15 protein-coding genes are annotated in these 16279 nt (G+C 48.6%); 12 read left to right on the top strand and 3 right to left on the bottom strand.

Features of this window, described 5'->3' with window-relative positions; translation table 11 throughout:
- Positions 1 to 20 precede the first annotated feature (20 nt).
- The 5 genes from PSHG_RS09425 to PSHG_RS27105 all read left to right on the top strand — a co-directional run bounded on the left by PSHG_RS09425 (position 21) and on the right by PSHG_RS27105 (position 3963).
- Positions 21 to 1058 (top strand): glycosyltransferase family 2 protein, encoded by a 1038-nt coding sequence (locus PSHG_RS09425; protein ID WP_010272226.1) that lies wholly within the window; start codon positions 21 to 23, stop codon positions 1056 to 1058.
- A 30-nt stretch (positions 1059 to 1088) separates the two neighbouring features.
- The gene (locus PSHG_RS09420; RefSeq protein ID WP_010272225.1) at positions 1089 to 1505 is read left to right on the top strand and encodes a GtrA family protein; all 417 of its coding nucleotides are present in this window, start codon (positions 1089 to 1091) and stop codon (positions 1503 to 1505) included.
- A gap of 38 nt (positions 1506 to 1543) precedes the next feature.
- Positions 1544 to 1651: a LacI family DNA-binding transcriptional regulator gene (locus PSHG_RS31970; RefSeq protein ID WP_085980204.1), complete on the top strand. Its 108-nt coding sequence runs from the start codon at positions 1544 to 1546 to the stop codon at positions 1649 to 1651.
- Between the two features lie 8 nt (positions 1652 to 1659).
- The gene (locus PSHG_RS27110; protein ID WP_052310059.1) at positions 1660 to 2541 is read left to right on the top strand and encodes a LacI family DNA-binding transcriptional regulator; all 882 of its coding nucleotides are present in this window, start codon (positions 1660 to 1662) and stop codon (positions 2539 to 2541) included.
- 135 nt (positions 2542 to 2676) lie between these two features.
- A complete protein-coding gene (locus PSHG_RS27105; protein ID WP_010272223.1) occupies positions 2677 to 3963 on the top strand; it encodes an LCP family protein in 1287 nt (428 codons plus the stop codon).
- 340 nt (positions 3964 to 4303) lie between these two features.
- Here the strand turns inward: PSHG_RS27105 and PSHG_RS09405 are convergent, their stop codons facing one another.
- The gene (locus PSHG_RS09405; RefSeq protein WP_010272221.1) at positions 4304 to 4771 is read right to left on the bottom strand and encodes a hypothetical protein; all 468 of its coding nucleotides are present in this window, start codon (positions 4769 to 4771) and stop codon (positions 4304 to 4306) included.
- 275 nt (positions 4772 to 5046) lie between these two features.
- Here PSHG_RS09405 and PSHG_RS09400 point away from each other — a divergent pair, with 275 nt between their 5' ends.
- Both PSHG_RS09400 and PSHG_RS27100 read left to right on the top strand, forming a co-directional pair.
- On the top strand, positions 5047 to 5643 hold the full coding sequence (locus PSHG_RS09400) for a histidine phosphatase family protein (protein ID WP_010272218.1): 597 nt from the start codon (positions 5047 to 5049) through the stop codon (positions 5641 to 5643).
- Positions 5644 to 5805: 162 nt separating this feature from the next.
- A complete protein-coding gene (locus tag PSHG_RS27100) occupies positions 5806 to 6594 on the top strand; it encodes an endonuclease/exonuclease/phosphatase family protein (protein WP_148497527.1) in 789 nt (262 codons plus the stop codon).
- Positions 6595 to 6719: 125 nt separating this feature from the next.
- Here the strand turns inward: PSHG_RS27100 and PSHG_RS09390 are convergent, their stop codons facing one another.
- On the bottom strand, positions 6720 to 7721 hold the full coding sequence (locus tag PSHG_RS09390; RefSeq protein WP_010272213.1) for a DUF4097 family beta strand repeat-containing protein: 1002 nt from the start codon (positions 7719 to 7721) through the stop codon (positions 6720 to 6722).
- 351 nt (positions 7722 to 8072) lie between these two features.
- Here PSHG_RS09390 and PSHG_RS09385 point away from each other — a divergent pair, with 351 nt between their 5' ends.
- From PSHG_RS09385 to PSHG_RS31965, 3 genes are all read left to right on the top strand, one after another.
- Positions 8073 to 10199, top strand: coding sequence for a hypothetical protein (locus PSHG_RS09385; RefSeq protein WP_010272210.1), 2127 nt, complete (start codon positions 8073 to 8075; stop codon positions 10197 to 10199).
- An 851-nt stretch (positions 10200 to 11050) separates the two neighbouring features.
- A complete protein-coding gene (locus PSHG_RS30470) occupies positions 11051 to 11215 on the top strand; it encodes a hypothetical protein (protein ID WP_010272207.1) in 165 nt (54 codons plus the stop codon).
- Between the two features lie 224 nt (positions 11216 to 11439).
- A complete protein-coding gene (locus PSHG_RS31965; protein WP_157213438.1) occupies positions 11440 to 11622 on the top strand; it encodes an IS66 family transposase in 183 nt (60 codons plus the stop codon).
- A 615-nt stretch (positions 11623 to 12237) separates the two neighbouring features.
- On the opposite strand, the gene PSHG_RS09370 is transcribed toward PSHG_RS31965, so the two are convergent.
- Positions 12238 to 13053, bottom strand: coding sequence for a DUF368 domain-containing protein (locus PSHG_RS09370; RefSeq protein ID WP_010272202.1), 816 nt, complete (start codon positions 13051 to 13053; stop codon positions 12238 to 12240).
- A gap of 381 nt (positions 13054 to 13434) precedes the next feature.
- On the opposite strand from PSHG_RS09370, the gene yhbH reads away from it, so the two are divergent.
- On the top strand, positions 13435 to 14580 hold the full coding sequence (yhbH, locus tag PSHG_RS09360; protein ID WP_010272201.1) for a sporulation protein YhbH: 1146 nt from the start codon (positions 13435 to 13437) through the stop codon (positions 14578 to 14580).
- A 4-nt stretch (positions 14581 to 14584) separates the two neighbouring features.
- Entirely contained in the window at positions 14585 to 16024 is a 1440-nt protein-coding gene (locus PSHG_RS09355) for a SpoVR family protein (RefSeq protein ID WP_010272200.1), read from the top strand.
- The last annotated feature ends 255 nt before the right edge of the window (positions 16025 to 16279 follow it).

The raw sequence follows: 16279 nt of genomic DNA, 5'->3' as shown, positions 1-16279 counted from the left end.
ACCGGCTTCAGGAGGTTTTTATGCTAAAACCACCGGTATATTCGGTTGTGGTCCCTATGTTTAATGAAGAAGAAGTGATCTCCGCAAGCTACGACCGGCTCAAGCAGGTTATGGACGGTGTCGGGGAGGAGTATGAGCTTGTGTTTGTCAATGATGGCAGCCGAGACCGCACTTTAGCTATCATCAGTGAGATCAGCGACCGGGACCCTCGTGTGAAAATAATAGATTTCTCCCGTAATTTTGGGCATCAGGTGGCGATCAGCGCAGGGATGGACTATGCTCAAGGCCGGGCTATCATCGTCATTGATGCAGATCTGCAGGACCCGCCGGAGATGATCCCGGAGATGATTCGCAAATGGAAGCAGGGCGATGATGTTATATATGGCAAACGGCTGAAGAGAAAGGGCGAAACCCCCTTCAAGAAAATTACGGCTAAGCTGTTTTACCGTTTGCTAAGAAGCTTGACCAGCGTCGATATTCCCGTAGATACCGGCGACTTCCGCTTGATTGACCGCAAGGTATGCGATGTGATGGGAACGCTGAAGGAAAAGAACCGGTTTATCCGCGGAATGGTAAGCTGGGTAGGCTTTAGGCAGTCCTCGGTGGAGTATGTCCGGGAAGAAAGATTTGCCGGAGAAACGAAGTACCCGCTAAAAAAAATGATCCGCTTTGCTTTGGATGCGATTACCTCGTTCTCGTACAAGCCTTTGCGTATAGCTACGTATATAGGATTTTTTGTGTCGCTGTCCAGCTTTATCTATTTGCTGATCGTGCTGTATCAACGGCTGTTTACGGATCTGACCGAGCCGGGCTGGACATCAATTGTGGCCATCAATTTATTGTTCAACGGAATTGTGCTTTTGCTGCTTGGAGTTATAGGAGAATATATCGGACGTATCTATGACGAATCGAAAGGCAGGCCGCTATACATTGTCCGTGAAACGAGAGGCTATGCCTCGGGCTCTGAGGGCATTCGCGCTGCAAGTTCAGATATGCCGGATGGCAGCGCGGGCAGCCGCGGGAGAGCGGAGGAGAAGCAGGCGGATGATAGCCGCTAGAGTCAGAACGAGCAAGGAGATTCCTATGTCATGAAAAACAGATTTTCCCGCACAGGCATGATTCAGCTCATCAAATTTAATATGGTGGGAGTGTTGAACACTCTAGTTGATTTTCTCATCTACACCTTGCTCTTTTCATTGGGCATGCATTACATGATCGCTCAAGTTGCCGCTTATGCCGGGGGGATGACCAACAGCTACCTGTTCAACCGTTATTGGACATTCGGCTCTGCCGGGGCGGCTGCAGGCGGAATTGCCACAATGGCCCGTTTTGCGGCAGTTAACGGAGTCACTCTCGGCCTGAGTTTGCTATTGCTATATTTATTAGGCGAGCGGGCTGGTATGCATCCGCTAATGGCCAAGGTGCTGGTGGTCGGTGCAACGATGGTGATTAATTTTGTGGGGACGAAGTTCTGGGTCTTTCGCCAGCGCCCCGATAGGAATTAGTGTTGGCCCCGGGCCAATTGATAGAAGGTAGGGTAATCATGGCAACAATTAGAGATGTGAGCAAGCGGGCGGGAGTATCCGTAGCAACCGTTTCAAGAGTTATTAATAAAAGCGGCTATGTAAATATAGAGACTGAAAAAAAGTAAGAGCAGCGATGGATGCTCTGCACTATAAGCCTAGCGAAATTGCGAGAAGTCTCGCAGGCAAGCAAACCTCCACCGTGGCGCTGATTGTCCCGGATATTCTCAACCCGTTTTTCCCGGAAATTGCCAAGAGCATGGAGCTTGCGGCCACTCAGTACGGATATACATTAATATTGTGCAATTCCGGTGATGACGGAAGCAAAGAAGCCGATTATTTCTCCATTCTTAAACAAAAGAAAATCGACGGCATTGTGCTTGCCTCCTATACCGCCCGCCCTGAACAGCTCGCGGAGCTGCAGCAATCTATTCCTATTGTCGTCATTGACAACCGTTTTGAGAAAAAGTATGGCATCCCGTCCATAATCTCGCAAAACAAAAACGGAGCAGTTCAGGCCGTCCGGCATCTGGCTGAGCTGGGCTGCCGGAAAATTGCTCATTTATGCGGTCCAAACGGTGTTGTATCGGCCATGGATCGCCTGACGGGCTTCAAAGAGGAATGCAGCCGCCAAGGCTTGTTTGATCCTGAGCTGATGGAGCAGGGAGACTATCACCTTGAAGGAGGCTATCAGGCCGCACGTCAACTGCTGGCCCGCCGCCCCGATGTGGATGCTATCTTCGCCGGCAATGATCTGATGGCGGTCGGTGCTCTAAAAGCGCTTTATGAAGCGGGGCTTTCGGTTCCCGGGGATGTCAAGCTGATCGGCTTTGACGGCGTTTCGCTGCCGCTTGTATTTCCCCAATTATCAACGGTTGCGCAGCCGATAGCCGGTATGGGGAGAAAGGCAATGGATTTGCTGGTTCATCTAATCCGCGATGAGTCCGTGCCCCGTTCTGTTATTGAGATGGAGGTTACACTGAAGGTCGGGCATTCCACTGGAGGAAACTTTTTATAACTTTTTTCGTCTATTACATATAGGGATATTTTTCTTGTATTTTAATGAAATTGTAACGATTTTTTACAGAAAAGGTTGTACAATTAATCTGTTTTTGGAAGAAGAAGCCAACTAAGAAGGAAACGAGGTTTACCTATGGCAGAGCTTGAAACCCCGGCTAACTCTAATACGAAAGCCACAAGACAACGACAAAAGAAAAAGCTTCCGGTATACGGAAAAATTCTTATTGTGTTGGGAGTTATTATCGTTTCTTTATTGATAGCGGCCGCTGTGTACGCCAACTATTTGAAGGATAAGGTGGAAGATGTAATTGAAAGTGTCGGTACACCTGAGGTAGTACTGCCTGAACACTCGGCTAAGGTTAAGCCTTTGACCATTATGCTGCTGGGGATTGACCATCGGAAGGAAACCGGAAGCTTGAATACGGACGTCATTATGGTTATATCATTGAACCCGGAAGACAAATCGGCGACGGTTGTCTCGATCCCCCGGGATGTGCAGATGTTCCCGGAGGGGCTTCCGCATCGTAAAGCAAATTACTACTATCCGTATTTTTATTTACAGGATCAGGAGACCGCCTTTGCCAAGACGAAACAAGTATTCTCTGATTATTTGGATATCCCGATTGACTATATGGTCACCATTAATTTTGAAGGGTTTAAGAAGGTGGTCGATGAACTGGGCGGTTTAATGATCGACGTCGATATGGACATGTGTTATATCGATAACTATGACGGCACCAATATTAATCTGAAGCAGGGATTGCAGAAGCTGGATGGAAAGGAAGCACTCGATTTTGTACGTTACCGGAAATCAAGCAGCCGATGTGCGGTCGTCACAGCAGAGTCTTCCGACCAGGAAAGAAATATACGTCAGCAGCAGGTCATTGACGCTATATTAAAAGAAATGCTGAGCTTCAACGGCATCTCTAAAGCCGGTCAAGTGATTCAATCGATCGGCGAGGAGATGAAGACCGATATTCCATCTTCACAAATCAGGAACTTTATTACCAAATATTATAATATTGACCGCAGCAACATAGCGTATTACAGCTTGCGGGGAACATGGATCAGTCCTTATATTGTGCTGGAGGAAGGCGAGCTGGAAGCGGTGCAGAATGCGCTGAAGGCAGAGCTGGGGGTAGACGGGGCGGTCAGGCCTTCACCAACGCCTGACGCAACGAAACGGCCGGGCCATACCGTCCGTCCAGGACAGGCGACGCCAAGACCTTCCACACGGCCTGCGACTAACCCTGGGTCAACAAACCCCGGGCCAACCCCTACGCCGCAGCCTTCGGGATCATCAGCGCCAACGGTGACACCGCCATCGGCCCCGGGCTCGGTTACGGACGATACTTACGGTCACTCGGACAATGATTCCGATCTGCCGGATTGGCTGAGGCCGTCGGGTACTTCCCGTTAATTTCACTGAAAAACCGCACACATTTGCCGCTGCAGCGGGCCCGGAGCGAATTGGGGCTGTTCAGAAAGTCAGTGTAATCTTACTGATGGTCGGCCCGTTTCATTGGATTTTAAAAAAGGAACAAAAAATCGCCAAATCTTGAAGAATGGAAGTTACCACACCACCAACTCAAGAAAGGGCGATTTTTTTTGTGTAATCTAACGACTGCTGCTAAACAGGATACCATGCACCCAACACTTCCTCTAGGTGATGGAGAAGAGAAAAATGTGCTACCAAGCGAGGTATTGCCCTGATATAGGGGCTTACTGGACAGCCCCTCGCTTTGGCTGTGCAGCAATCTTTATAACCGGTCTAATTCATCCATCAGCTTGCGTACCGACTCAGGATCAAGCTTGCCTTCCTGCTTGAAGCGGAGCAGCTTGTCGCTAATTTGCTTGCCGATTGCTTCGTAATGCTCATAGGAATCCGCATATCCCGGATCGAACCATACATAGGAATCATCATCCGAGCTATTGCGCAGAAAGGGATGCTTCCAATGCTGCGGATAGTCGAACGGTTCCTCCCCCAGTACGATAGCTATTACAGCATCGTGTTCAATCGGCATGAAGTGGAAGTAGGTTTCCTTATGACCGCCTTCCGCCACATTCAAATGAGTGTAATGGTACATTAAGTAGTGCTCGCCAGTGAAAGAGTCTTTCATTACTTCATAGCTTTCCGTGTCGCTGCTGCTTAAGATCTTGACAGTTTCCAGCCGCTCTTCCAGCTCGATATGGGATACCCTCTCTTTTTCCTTCAGTGACAGTTTCATTCTTCATCCGCCCTTTCTCATCCAACTAACTCTTGCTCTATTATAGCACGGGGACTATCGCCAGCCCCCGGTTTCCTATGAGCTGCATTTTTGACTAAGCAGAAAGAGTGCAGGCAGGTTCCAATCACGTAGGCGATATGGTAGAATAATCAAAGCTGTGTTTTCGAACCTATTACTCAGCAGTGAACAATTGTCCGATGCTTATTAATGTTTATTGAATCCATATATAGCAGTTCTTCCCCGGCTGCTTATTTTTAATCAAGGAGGCACATGGCATGACACGATTTTATTTGCTGCGCCACGGAGAAACCGATTGGAACCGCGATGGCAACCGCTATTGCGGTCGTACAGATATTGGCCTGTCTGAGGAAGGCCAGCGGCAAATTCACAATACCGCATTGAGATTAAAAGAGGTATCGTTCGATGCGATATACAGCTCTACTCTACAGAGAGCCGTCTTGTCTGCCCAGGCGCTGCAAACCCATCATAAGCTTGATATAACCCGGGATGAACGGCTGGTTGAGATTGACTTCGGTCAATGGGAAGGCTGGAAGGGGGCGCAGATCTCGGAACGCGACCCGCAGGGCTGGAAGCTCTGGATTACCGAACCGGAGCTTTATCCTGCTGGAGGCAGCGGCGAAACGGCCGGGCAGGTGGCCGATCGGGCGGCAAGTTTTTTTGCGGAGATAAGCAAGCGGCATGAGGGCGGCTGTGTGGCTGTGGTGGCACATAATACTTTGTTTAGAATATATCTGGCCAGAATGCTGGAAATGCCGATGCGTAATTACCGTAATCTATCCAAGGATAACACTGGGATTTCGATTATCGAGCTGCAGGCGGAGCAATTCCGCTTAATTCAGTTAAACGGCTAGCACAGAGAGAGAAGCTATTCGTGGTTGCAGGGACAGCTTGCTGCGAAAGCGTGGGTCCAAAGTTTTTGTAAGCAAGCTTTTCTTGGAGATAATCCGGTAGAAGGATTCGCAACCACAACAACAAACATTAATCGTTCACCACAATGGAAGGGAGTCGTCCGCTTGAGTACTTCTGCTAATGAATTGAGAATAATGACTTATAATGTCCGGGTGGAGTGCGATTTATCCCCCAATTCCTGGGAAGAGCGCAGGCTGCGCATCCAGAAGCTTATAACCGAACAAGCCCCTGACATCATAGGCACGCAGGAAGGCATGTTTGGACAAGTTAAGGACTTGCAAGCTTTGCTGCCGGATTATGAGTGGATTGGCGAAGGCAGGGATGGCGGCAGCCAGGGAGAGTTTATGGCGATATTTTATAATCGCAGTCGACTGGAGCTTACTGAATACGGCCATTTTTGGCTGTCGGATACCCCGATGATGATAGGCTCCAAGACTTGGGGCAATCACCATGCGAGGATGGCCACCTGGGGGCGTTTTGAAGACAGGCAGTCCGGCAAAGCCTTCTACCTGCTTAACACCCACCTTGATCATCAGTCGGAGGAGGCGAGGGGCAAGGGAGCCCGGCTTCTGGCTGCAGAGGCAGACCGGTTCGCAAGCGGATGCCCGGTTATCCTTACGGGAGATTTCAATGCGGGGGAAGACAGCGAGCCTTACCGCTACCTCACTGGAGAAGGCGGTTTCCAGGATACATGGTTTGAGGCGGCTTCTCGCGACAATGAAACGCTCGGCAGCTTCACCGGCTATACTCGTCCGGACGGAGGCCAGCACCGGATTGATTGGATTCTAACCAAGGGTGAAGCCCAAATAATTAAAGCACAGATTATTAATACGCTGATAGAAGGGCAATTTCCGAGTGATCATTATCCCGTAACAGCGATTCTCTATATATAATCCTACATCTTTAAAGGGACGAATTCAGCGATTATGTTTATTCAATCGCAAGAATTTGTCCCTTTTCTACTTGGAGTTTGGTTGAATTTGGGATTGTCCATATACCCATGGCAGAGGACGCAGCATTATCGAGAAGATAGGGTGAAGCTTCCTGATCCTATACTTACGCTCAAGGTGGCATCCTTGCCCCCGGTACCAAAATATCCGGTGATTCGATGACTGTCTTGAGTTGTATAATTGAAATCTTTAGCTATTGTAGCCCTGCCGGATCGCCCTCTGTAGTCCACATTCAAGGCATCCGGGTCGCTTACATGGACCTCAATTTTTCCACTGCCTGCTTGAACATCCAGGTCGGCGAGAATTTGCTCTGTATCGACCTTTATTTTGCCGCTGCCAGCTTCGAGCGAAGCCGGATGAAGCAGCTGATCCAGGGTTACGGTGATGCTGCCGCTGCCGGTAGAACCATACAATTCGCCTTCTCCATTGGCAACACTGACATCGCCGCTGCCAGCCTGAAATTGAAAGTAGTCCGCTGTATAGCCGTCAACAACGAGTTTGCCGGAGCTTACGGTGGCGTCCAAATGATCGGCTTCAATATCCGTTAATTCAACCTTGCCGCTGCCAGCTTTTACATTTAATTCATCAGCACGCAAATCATTCAGCTCTATAGTTCCTGATCCTGTATTTACCGTAACTTCTTCAGCTGTGATGTCGGCAGCCGTAATTTTGCCGCTGCCAGCTTCGACCTGCAAGGATTCCCATACCCGTTCGGGCAAATACACGGTAAGCTCAGAGCGGAAAAGACCGCGGAAATTCATAGGAAGCCCTTTTCGGACCACTTGGATTTCCACTTGATCCCGTGAAGAGGTGACCTTCATTTGGTACTGACCCAATAAGGAACGCTGTTCCAAATGAGACTTCACTTGATCTCCATTTGTCGGGACAAGTTGAACCTTGGTGCTGCCGGAGTTGATTTTGATATGACGAACAGGCTCTGCCTCCAGCTCCACCAGATCTGGAGAGTTCCACGGTAAGAACCGGCTGATATAATTGCCGCCGATTATCAGAACAACGGCAATTAGCCCTCCGATGACAAGAAGTGAACCTAGGCTTAATTTTCTTTGCATATGCATTGGACTCCTATTCTTTTTTTTCGGGTTGATCACTAAGGTAAGCATTTTGCCTAATTCGAACTCTCTACAAGCGGTAATAAAACAAGAAAGACTGTTAAGAATCTATGTCTCGTTTGATTAATCCTCTTATTGTTTGTTTAAGTCCTCTTAGGGATTTATGCAAAATCTGAAAGTATGAACATTATAGCACGGTATCTCATTGCAGCTCGCCGGACCTATGCAATAAATAGTCCTCGACCATGGTCCAGTTTCTTATTCCAGGCTTCCAGGGGGGTGGGAAATTTTTCTTGAAGGGTGGACATAATGGTATACTAGAAAAAAAGCACAGCGGAAGGATGGACGGCCTTGCAACCTAAGCAGCAAATTTTGGAGTGGCTGAAACGTACAGACAAAGAAACCAGCATGAATAAGGAGCTGGAGCGTATTGCTGAACAGCTTCATACGACGGAGCCGGGCGAGGCTTTCAAGCAGTACGTAACCAAATTCGGGGATGGCAGTCAGGTAGAGGACAGCTCCTCTGCCTCCGCTGACACGGTTCCTTTGTCACCCTATGAACATTCGCTTGGCAAGTGGCCGGATGATCCTGACAAGCCGGTATCTCCTTTTGCTCAATCCAATCTTCATTATGTGCTTAAGGCCTTGGCCAAGCAGCAAGGCATGGTTCATGTCCATTCTGCATCTTTAGAGGACAGCACGGAGTGGCTTAAAGAGGCAGCAGCACATCTGATGGTGGAAAGAGCCAGGCAGCTGGTTACCTATAGTGAGCCCAGGAATGCTTTTACTTATCTGAAAACGGTAAGCGGAAATAAAGTCTATACCCTCGATCCGAAGATCGCCGGTTATGAAATGACGGTCATCTCGCAGCATGAGGACAGTTTGCGCAGCTTTGTGCAAAAGCTGACCGGGGATGATGCGCTTCATAACAGCTATCGCGGGCTGACAGGAAGCCGCTACTACAGATCGGCCGCTCAGCAACTGTATGCGTATGCCAGCTGGGGGTTATTGGCTGCCCAACTAGGGCAATCGGGCATGTCTATAGGCAAAGACAGCATCATCGGGCAAATGGAAAAGCATGCGGAAGATGCGGTGGCGGAGGAAACGGCTCCCCTGGAGTCCGCGGCTCGCAGCCCGGAAAAGGAAAATAAGGCTTTGGCCGATTGGCTGGCAGCGAGAGAGCAGTTTCAGGCAGCGTTGATGGAAGCCGAATCCAAGCAAAAAGCGATGATCCAATGGTATGAGCTGAGCAAACGCTGCAATGACTTTGAAGTGGAAATTCATGAGCTTAAAGCAAAAAAGCAGCAGGTTGAGGAGCTGAGAAACCAGCTGCGTAATAAGCTGCAGCAGTCGTATCGGCACATTCAGCAGACAAAGCAGAAGATCGAGGGTTTGGAGCAGCAGCTGTCGGCATCCCGGAGCAAGCCCTTTCCTTTAACCTCCAAGCTGCTTAATACGAAAGCGTATCGCGAGCATACAGAGAAGGAGCAGACTCTGTACAAAGAAATTTCCTCACTCTATTCGTCAATGAGCCGGTATGAAAATGACATAAGCGGTTTGGAAGCCAAAGTCACTAACGAGCTGGCTTATGAAAGCAAGCTCGACAAAAAGATTGAGTTCTTGCTGGAAGAGGTGCGGATAACCGAGCAGCAAATGCCTGAGGAAGCAAGAATCATGCGGGAATCTCTACAAGATCCCACTAAGGGCGGTTCCAATGAGGAGAGTCTGAACGAGAGCAGTACTAACGAGGGCGGTACCAATGGGGAGGGTCCGAACGAGAGCAGTGCCAATGAGGGCGGTACCAATGGGGAGGGTCTGAACGAGAGCAGTGCCAACGAGGGCGGTACCAATGGGGAGAGTCCGAACGAGAGCAGTGCCAACGAGGACGGTACCAATGGGGAGGGTCCGAACGAGAGCAGTGCCAACGAGGACGGTACCAATGGGGAGGGTCCGAACGAGAGCAGTGCCAATGAGGGCGGTACCAATGGGGAGGGTCCGAACGAGAGCAGTGCCAACGAGGGCGGTACCAATGGGGAGGGTCCGAACGAGGGCAGTGCCAACGAGGGCGGTACCATTAGGGTCGGCGGCAGGCAGCAATATGATTGGCTGCCGGTATCTGCTCCTTGGGTTACCCCTTCCTACAACAGGCTGCGAAGTGAGCTGTTTCTGGTTTCTATGCACGTGCATGAATGTTTTATTCGGGCAGCCGCGGCAAAAATGGCAGGGAATATTCGCTTGATGGGGCAAGCCGATGCTGTCGGACAAGGAATCGATAAAGCGCTTTGGGATTCCTTCACTCTCCTGATTCCGGTGATCGCTGTATCGCCCAGCGCAAGCCTTTCTTTGTTCAAAGGTCTGAAGCAGGAGGAATTAGGCTGGCTTGTGGTAGATAAAAGCAGTTTGGCCTCCTCACAATCGGCAGCGGCAGCCGTCTGGAGAGCTAAGCGCAGTATTGTCCTAAGCAGTAGAGATGATTAGTCATTAGCTGGGGGTAAGCTAGCCATTATCCGGATAAGGTTAGTCATTAGCTGGGGGTTAGCCAGCCATTAACTGGATAAGGTTAGTCATTAGCATTGGGCCAGAAAAGAGGCAGTGCCAAATTGTGAGTCTGACATTACATTGCAGGTTATTGTGTAACGTAGACAATGCCTGCAGTGACTCGTGAACCGTCCGGACGCGGTGGTTCTATGCGAAAAACCGCATACAAAGGCCCGCGCATGTCCAGACGCAGTGGCGAAAAACAATATGGTCTATCAGCTGCAATTCCAGCGAAAATGGCCCAGGTTCGGTAGGGGTTCGCGTTCCATCAGCCTGCGTTTTAAACGAAAATAGTCATGTCTGTCTTGAATTCTCAGGCACAACTCCAGCATGAAAATAGCAAGGTTGGCGGGGTTCGCGGGCTGCGCAGGCTTGTTGCCTGCTGTTGCTTGTTGTTTCCTGCATTTTGTACGAAATGTCGTACAAATGCATGGGGTTGAAGTGGGAATACCGGAGATTTGTATGAAACGTCGTACAAATACAGGGGATTGAAGGGCAATTACCCAAGATTTGTATGACAAATCGTACAAATGCCGGGGTTTAAGCTATTAAGGGCTGCAGTCAGTGTTCTAGACGAAATGTAGTACAAGGTATATGATTGAGGTGCGATTACCCGAGATTGCTCATCATGTAGGGCGTTTTATTTTCACAGAAACATCGTTACTACTTAGGCAGCTTCACACTCGGACTAAGGCAATCGAGACACAAACTTATTTTCTTGCGGGTTAAACATATCCCATTTTTTTGCCGATAATTTAGATAACGATATCGAAGGTGAGGAGTGAAGTGCAGTGAAACTAAATTCCGATCAAGTGCTAACCATTGCGAAAGGCGACCAAGAAATTGCAGCCTTTATTCAAATGCTTCTTGATACGATTGAACAGCAGGCCGCGCGCATCCAGCAACTGGAGGAGCGCGTTCATGAGCTGGAACGTCAGCTCGGACAGAACAGCTAAAACAGCAGCAAACCGTCTTCTAGTGATGGCTTGCGCAAGCCAACGAATCTGCTTAAACCAGGCGGTAAAAAAGGGGCGTCCAAGGGACATCCGGGCTACCATGCTATGACAGGTGGACGTCCCCGAATGAGGTCATTCTCCATCGTCTAACATGTTGTCCCGACTGTGCGGAGTCGCTTCTTAGCGTCGAAAGCGAAGACTATGAAAAGCGACAGGTATTCGATTTGCCAGCTCCACGTCTCAAGAGCACCGAGCAACGTGCTGTCCTTTCCTTTCTTTGGCGTGCTCACATTCCGTTCGACAACAACCAGGCCGAGCAAGACTTGCGCATGGTTAAGGTCAAGCAGAAAGTATCTGGCGCTTTTCGAACCGTATCGGGGGCGAATATCTTTGCCCTTGTTACGTAGTGTGGTCTCGACTTTGATTAAGCAAGAACGCCCAATTCTTTCTTCGCTAACTGACGCTTTTTGTGGCAACCCTCTTTTGCTGTGACCTAGGTAGTAACGAAATATCATACTAATGCAGCATGGCGTTTAGTTCACAGAAAAAACGCATAGAATACAAAAAAACCATGGCGTTGTTCGCCGTGGTTTTTCCTCATTCCATACAACAATGGCGATGGTACAAATTCCCGCTTCACTTAAAGCAGCGAATTTTGCGGAGATATGCCTTTCCCAGCGGGAGTATGCAGACGTACATACAAACAAGCTATTACCTAACTGTAGAGTACTGCAAGACGTACATTATAAACATGCCTTCCCCCAAGCAGCCGAAGCTTTGCAAACGAGCTTTACCTATACTACAGGGTAAGCAGACACATACTTTTTCTCCAAGCACAATGCAGGAAAGAGCCAGCTCCATGTATTTACTCTAATTGAGTATTGCAGTGCCGAAACAGCTTACCCCTTTTCCTGCATCAGCTTCACTAATTCCTAATTCACAAATTTCTGATTAACAAATTTCTAATTCACGAATTCCTAATTCTCCAATACCTACTTCACTAATACCCAAATCAATGATTCCTAATCATGCGCCATTTTTCCCAAAAACACGGCTACAGCCAGTCCGCCCAAAAAAGTCACGATGGACAAAACTAACTGCAGAGCTCCGCCCCCGAAACCGGGAAAAATCACGATAGTGGCGCCAAGAACCATCCCGATGACCACCGCATACGTACCTATGGTGAATCGTTTTAGCAATGCATGTACGACTTTACTCGTTAGCAGGATGCCAATTACAATTCCCGCGCCTACGACAATGATAACGGGAAGATTGAACGTTTTTAAAGCGTTGATAACCGTCGGATAAAGGCCAAGCAGCAGAAGAAGAAACGTTCCGCTAATTCCTGGCAGGATTAGCGCCGCACTGGCCAGCCATCCCGCAAAAAACAAGAATATGAACTCGTTCAGCGCCGGAGATTCGATTATAGCTCCCGTCTCCTCTGCTCGCAGCAAGCCAATGCCGTAAACCGCGGCCGCCGCAACTAGTAAAAGTCCGTAATGAAGCGGTGTAAAGGTGCGGCGGAATTCTATTTTATTAAACAAGTAGGGAACAATCCCCAGAATAAGACCTATAAAAAAGAAATAGGTAGGTTGAGCAGCATTTGCTAAAAGCCAGTCCATCACACGGCTGAAGCCAAATATGGCGGCAACCATGCCAAGCCCAACTGGAATCAGATAAAGAACGTGCTTCTTCCACTCCCGGCTTATCAACCCGTTGATCGCTTCGATTAGCCGCTGATATATCCCCAGAATAACAGCCATTGTACCGCCGCTGATGCCCGGAATCAAATCGGTTATGCCCATCACTACGCCTCGCCATAAATTACGCCATTCCAAGTGGTATTCTCTCCTTTATTTGAGCATTTTGCTAGTTCGATTTCATCTATGCGCTGGCAAAAATCTTCCTTTTACTTTATATCATGTGTAGCGAAAAAAAGCTAATCCATCCGACCTGGCCCAAACATCAAGGAATCGTCAAGTGAGTCATCAAATGAGCATCAAATGAGCATCAAATGAGCATCAAAGGGAGTCGCCAAAAAACCGTCAGAAGAGTCCCATGTCCCTCCTTTAACCGTAGGGAAGTCTGCCATTAGCTTGAGAGATTTGCTTGCTATACACCGAAACTCCCTCTTTTCCTCCGCACTTACATTCATCGTCGCTGACATTCCTGAATATATTGATAAAACCAGTCAGCGATATTTCAAGGAGGTCTAGAGCATGCCAGAGCCGCTGTATATTGTCTCCCGCGAGGATTGGTCGCTGCACCGCAAAGGTTATCAGGACCAGACCCGCCACCAGGAGAAAGTACGGGAAGCGATCAAGCAGAACTTGCCTGATCTCATAACGGAAGAAAGCATTATTCTTTCTGACGGTAAACAAATCATGAAAGTTCCGATCCGCAGTTTAGACGAATATCGGTTCAGATACAACTACAACAAATCCAAGCATGTCGGTCAAGGTGATGGGGACAGCCAGGTGGGGGATGTGCTCGGGAGAGATCCGGCTCCAGGCAAAGCGGGTAAAGGTGAAGGCGCCGGGGACCAGCCTGGTGAGGATTATTACGAAGCCGATGTGACGATGGAGGAACTGGAGTCTATTTTATTCGAAGAGCTGGAGCTGCCCAATCTGCAGGAGAAGCAAAAGGATCAGCTGACCTCTTCTGAAATCGTGTTCAATGATATTCGCAAGAAAGGCATTATGTCCAACATCGACAAGAAAAAAACGATTATGCAAAATTTGCGGCGCAACGCCAATAACGGGAAACCAGGCATCTACGGAATTTCTCCGGATGATTTGCGCTACCGTACGTGGGAGGAGAAGGTCAAGCCCCATTCCAATGCCGTCATTATTGCGATGATGGATACTTCAGGTTCTATGGGCAGCTTTGAAAAATATTGCGCACGCAGCTTCTTTTTCTGGATGACGCGATTTTTGCGGACGAAATATGAACATGTCGACATCGTCTTCATCGCCCACCATACGGAGGCGAGAGAAGTGACCGAGGATGAGTTTTTTAACAAAGGAGAAAGCGGGGGCACGATCTGTTCCTCAGCCTACCAGAAATGCCTGGAAATAATGGATGCCCGTTACCCGTCATCCCACTATAATTTATATCCGTTCCACTTTTCTGACGGGGATAACTTGACCTCGGACAATGGCCGTTGTCTTGATTTGATAACGAAAATTATGAAGCGCTCTAACCTGTTCGGCTACGGCGAGGTTAATCAATATAATCGCAGCAGCACTCTGATGTCGGCCTATAAGCAAATACGCGATGAGAAATTCATGTACAGCATTATCCGCGAAAAAAATGAAGTGTACAAAGCGCTAAAAACCTTTTTCTCCAAAAAGGAAACGGGGTGACAGCATGAATAGCGATGACCTGAAAGCTTTGGAATACAGCATAGATGAGATAACCGAAATTGCTAAAGGATTCGGCCTGGACTTTTACCCAATGCGTTATGAAATTTGTCCTGCTGATATTATTTACACGTTCGGGGCTTATGGAATGCCGACGCGTTTTAGCCACTGGAGCTTCGGCAAGACTTTTCACAAAATGAAAATGCAATACGACTTCGGATTAAGTAAAATTTACGAGCTGGTTATTAACTCCAACCCTTGCTATGCATTTTTGCTTGACGGGAACTCTCTGATTCAAAATAAGCTGATTGTCGCTCACGTGCTGGCTCATTGCGATTTTTTCAAGAACAATGCCCGTTTCTCCCGGACAAACCGCAATATGGTTGAGAGCATGTCGGCCTCGGCTCAACGGATCCGCCAGTACGAGATGGAATTCGGCAGTGAACGGGTGGAGACGTTTCTGGACGCCGTCCTTGCTATTCAGGAGCATGTTGATCCCAGCCTGATCCACCGCTACAAACAAGCGGAACGGGAGGAAAGCAAGCGCAAGGCGGATAAATCCGCGGATAAACCCGCAGTGCCGGCAGCCGCTTCTCCTTATGACGAGCTGTGGGAGTTGGATTCTCCGCCATCCGATGACAAGAACAAGAAATCAGAAGGCAAAAAGTTCCCGCCCTCGCCAGAGAAGGATTTACTATGGTTTATCCAGCAATATGCCCCGGATTTGGAGGAATGGCAGCGCGATATTTTAACGATTATGCGCGATGAAATGCTTTATTTCTGGCCTCAAATGGAAACCAAAATCATGAATGAGGGCTGGGCCTCGTATTGGCATATCCGGATTTTGCGGGAGATGGACCTTACCCCTGAGGAAACGATAGAGTTCGCCAAGCTCAATTCTGCGGTTGTGCAGCCTTCCCGTAACAGTCTAAATCCTTATTATTTGGGACTGAAAATTTTTGAGGATATTGAAGAGCGCTGGAATAACCCTAGTGATGAGGAAAAAGAGCTGTACGGACGTGAAAAAGGCCAAGGCCGTGCTAAAATGTTCGAGGTGCGGGAGCTGGATTCCGACACTTCTTTTATCCGCAGTTATTTGACCAAAAAGCTTGTGGAGGATTTGGACCTCTACGTCTTTGAGAAGAAGGGCAATGAGTGGAAAATTACCGATAAAACCTGGGAATCGATCCGGGACCAGCTTGTTTATTCCCGCGTCAACGGAGGCTTCCCCTACCTTGTAGTCGATAACGGCAACTATGTCAACAATGGTGAGCTGTATTTAAAGCATGAGTTTGAAGGGATTGAGCTTGATCTCAAATATGTGGAGAAAACGCTGCCCTTTGTTCAGCAGCTATGGGGCAAAACGGTTCATCTGGAAACCGTAGTGGAAGATAAGCAGGTTCTGTTTTCCTTTGATGGGAAGAAACAAACCCGCCGCTTCTTATAAACAACGCAGGCAGGTGCGGGCAGGTGTAGGCAAGTGCGGGTAAGCCAGGCAAGGCGCAGGCAGGTGTAGGCAAGTGCGGGTAAGCCAGGCAAGGCGCAGGCAGGTGCAGGCAGATGCGGGTAAGCGCAGGCAAGGCGCAGGCAAGTGCGGGCAAGCAGCGACAATGCTTTTCTGATGCAAAAAAGCCGCTTTCTCCTTTACCGGTGTATCCTGAATTAGGAAAGGGAAAGCGGCTTGATGATTTAGTTTATTAGG

This window comes from Paenibacillus senegalensis JC66, from assembly GCF_000285515.1.
GTDB lineage: Bacteria > Bacillota > Bacilli > Paenibacillales > NBRC-103111 > Paenibacillus_L > Paenibacillus_L senegalensis.
The sequence above is the reverse complement of the archived record's forward strand: the minus strand, read 5'-3'. Positions and strand labels throughout refer to the sequence as shown.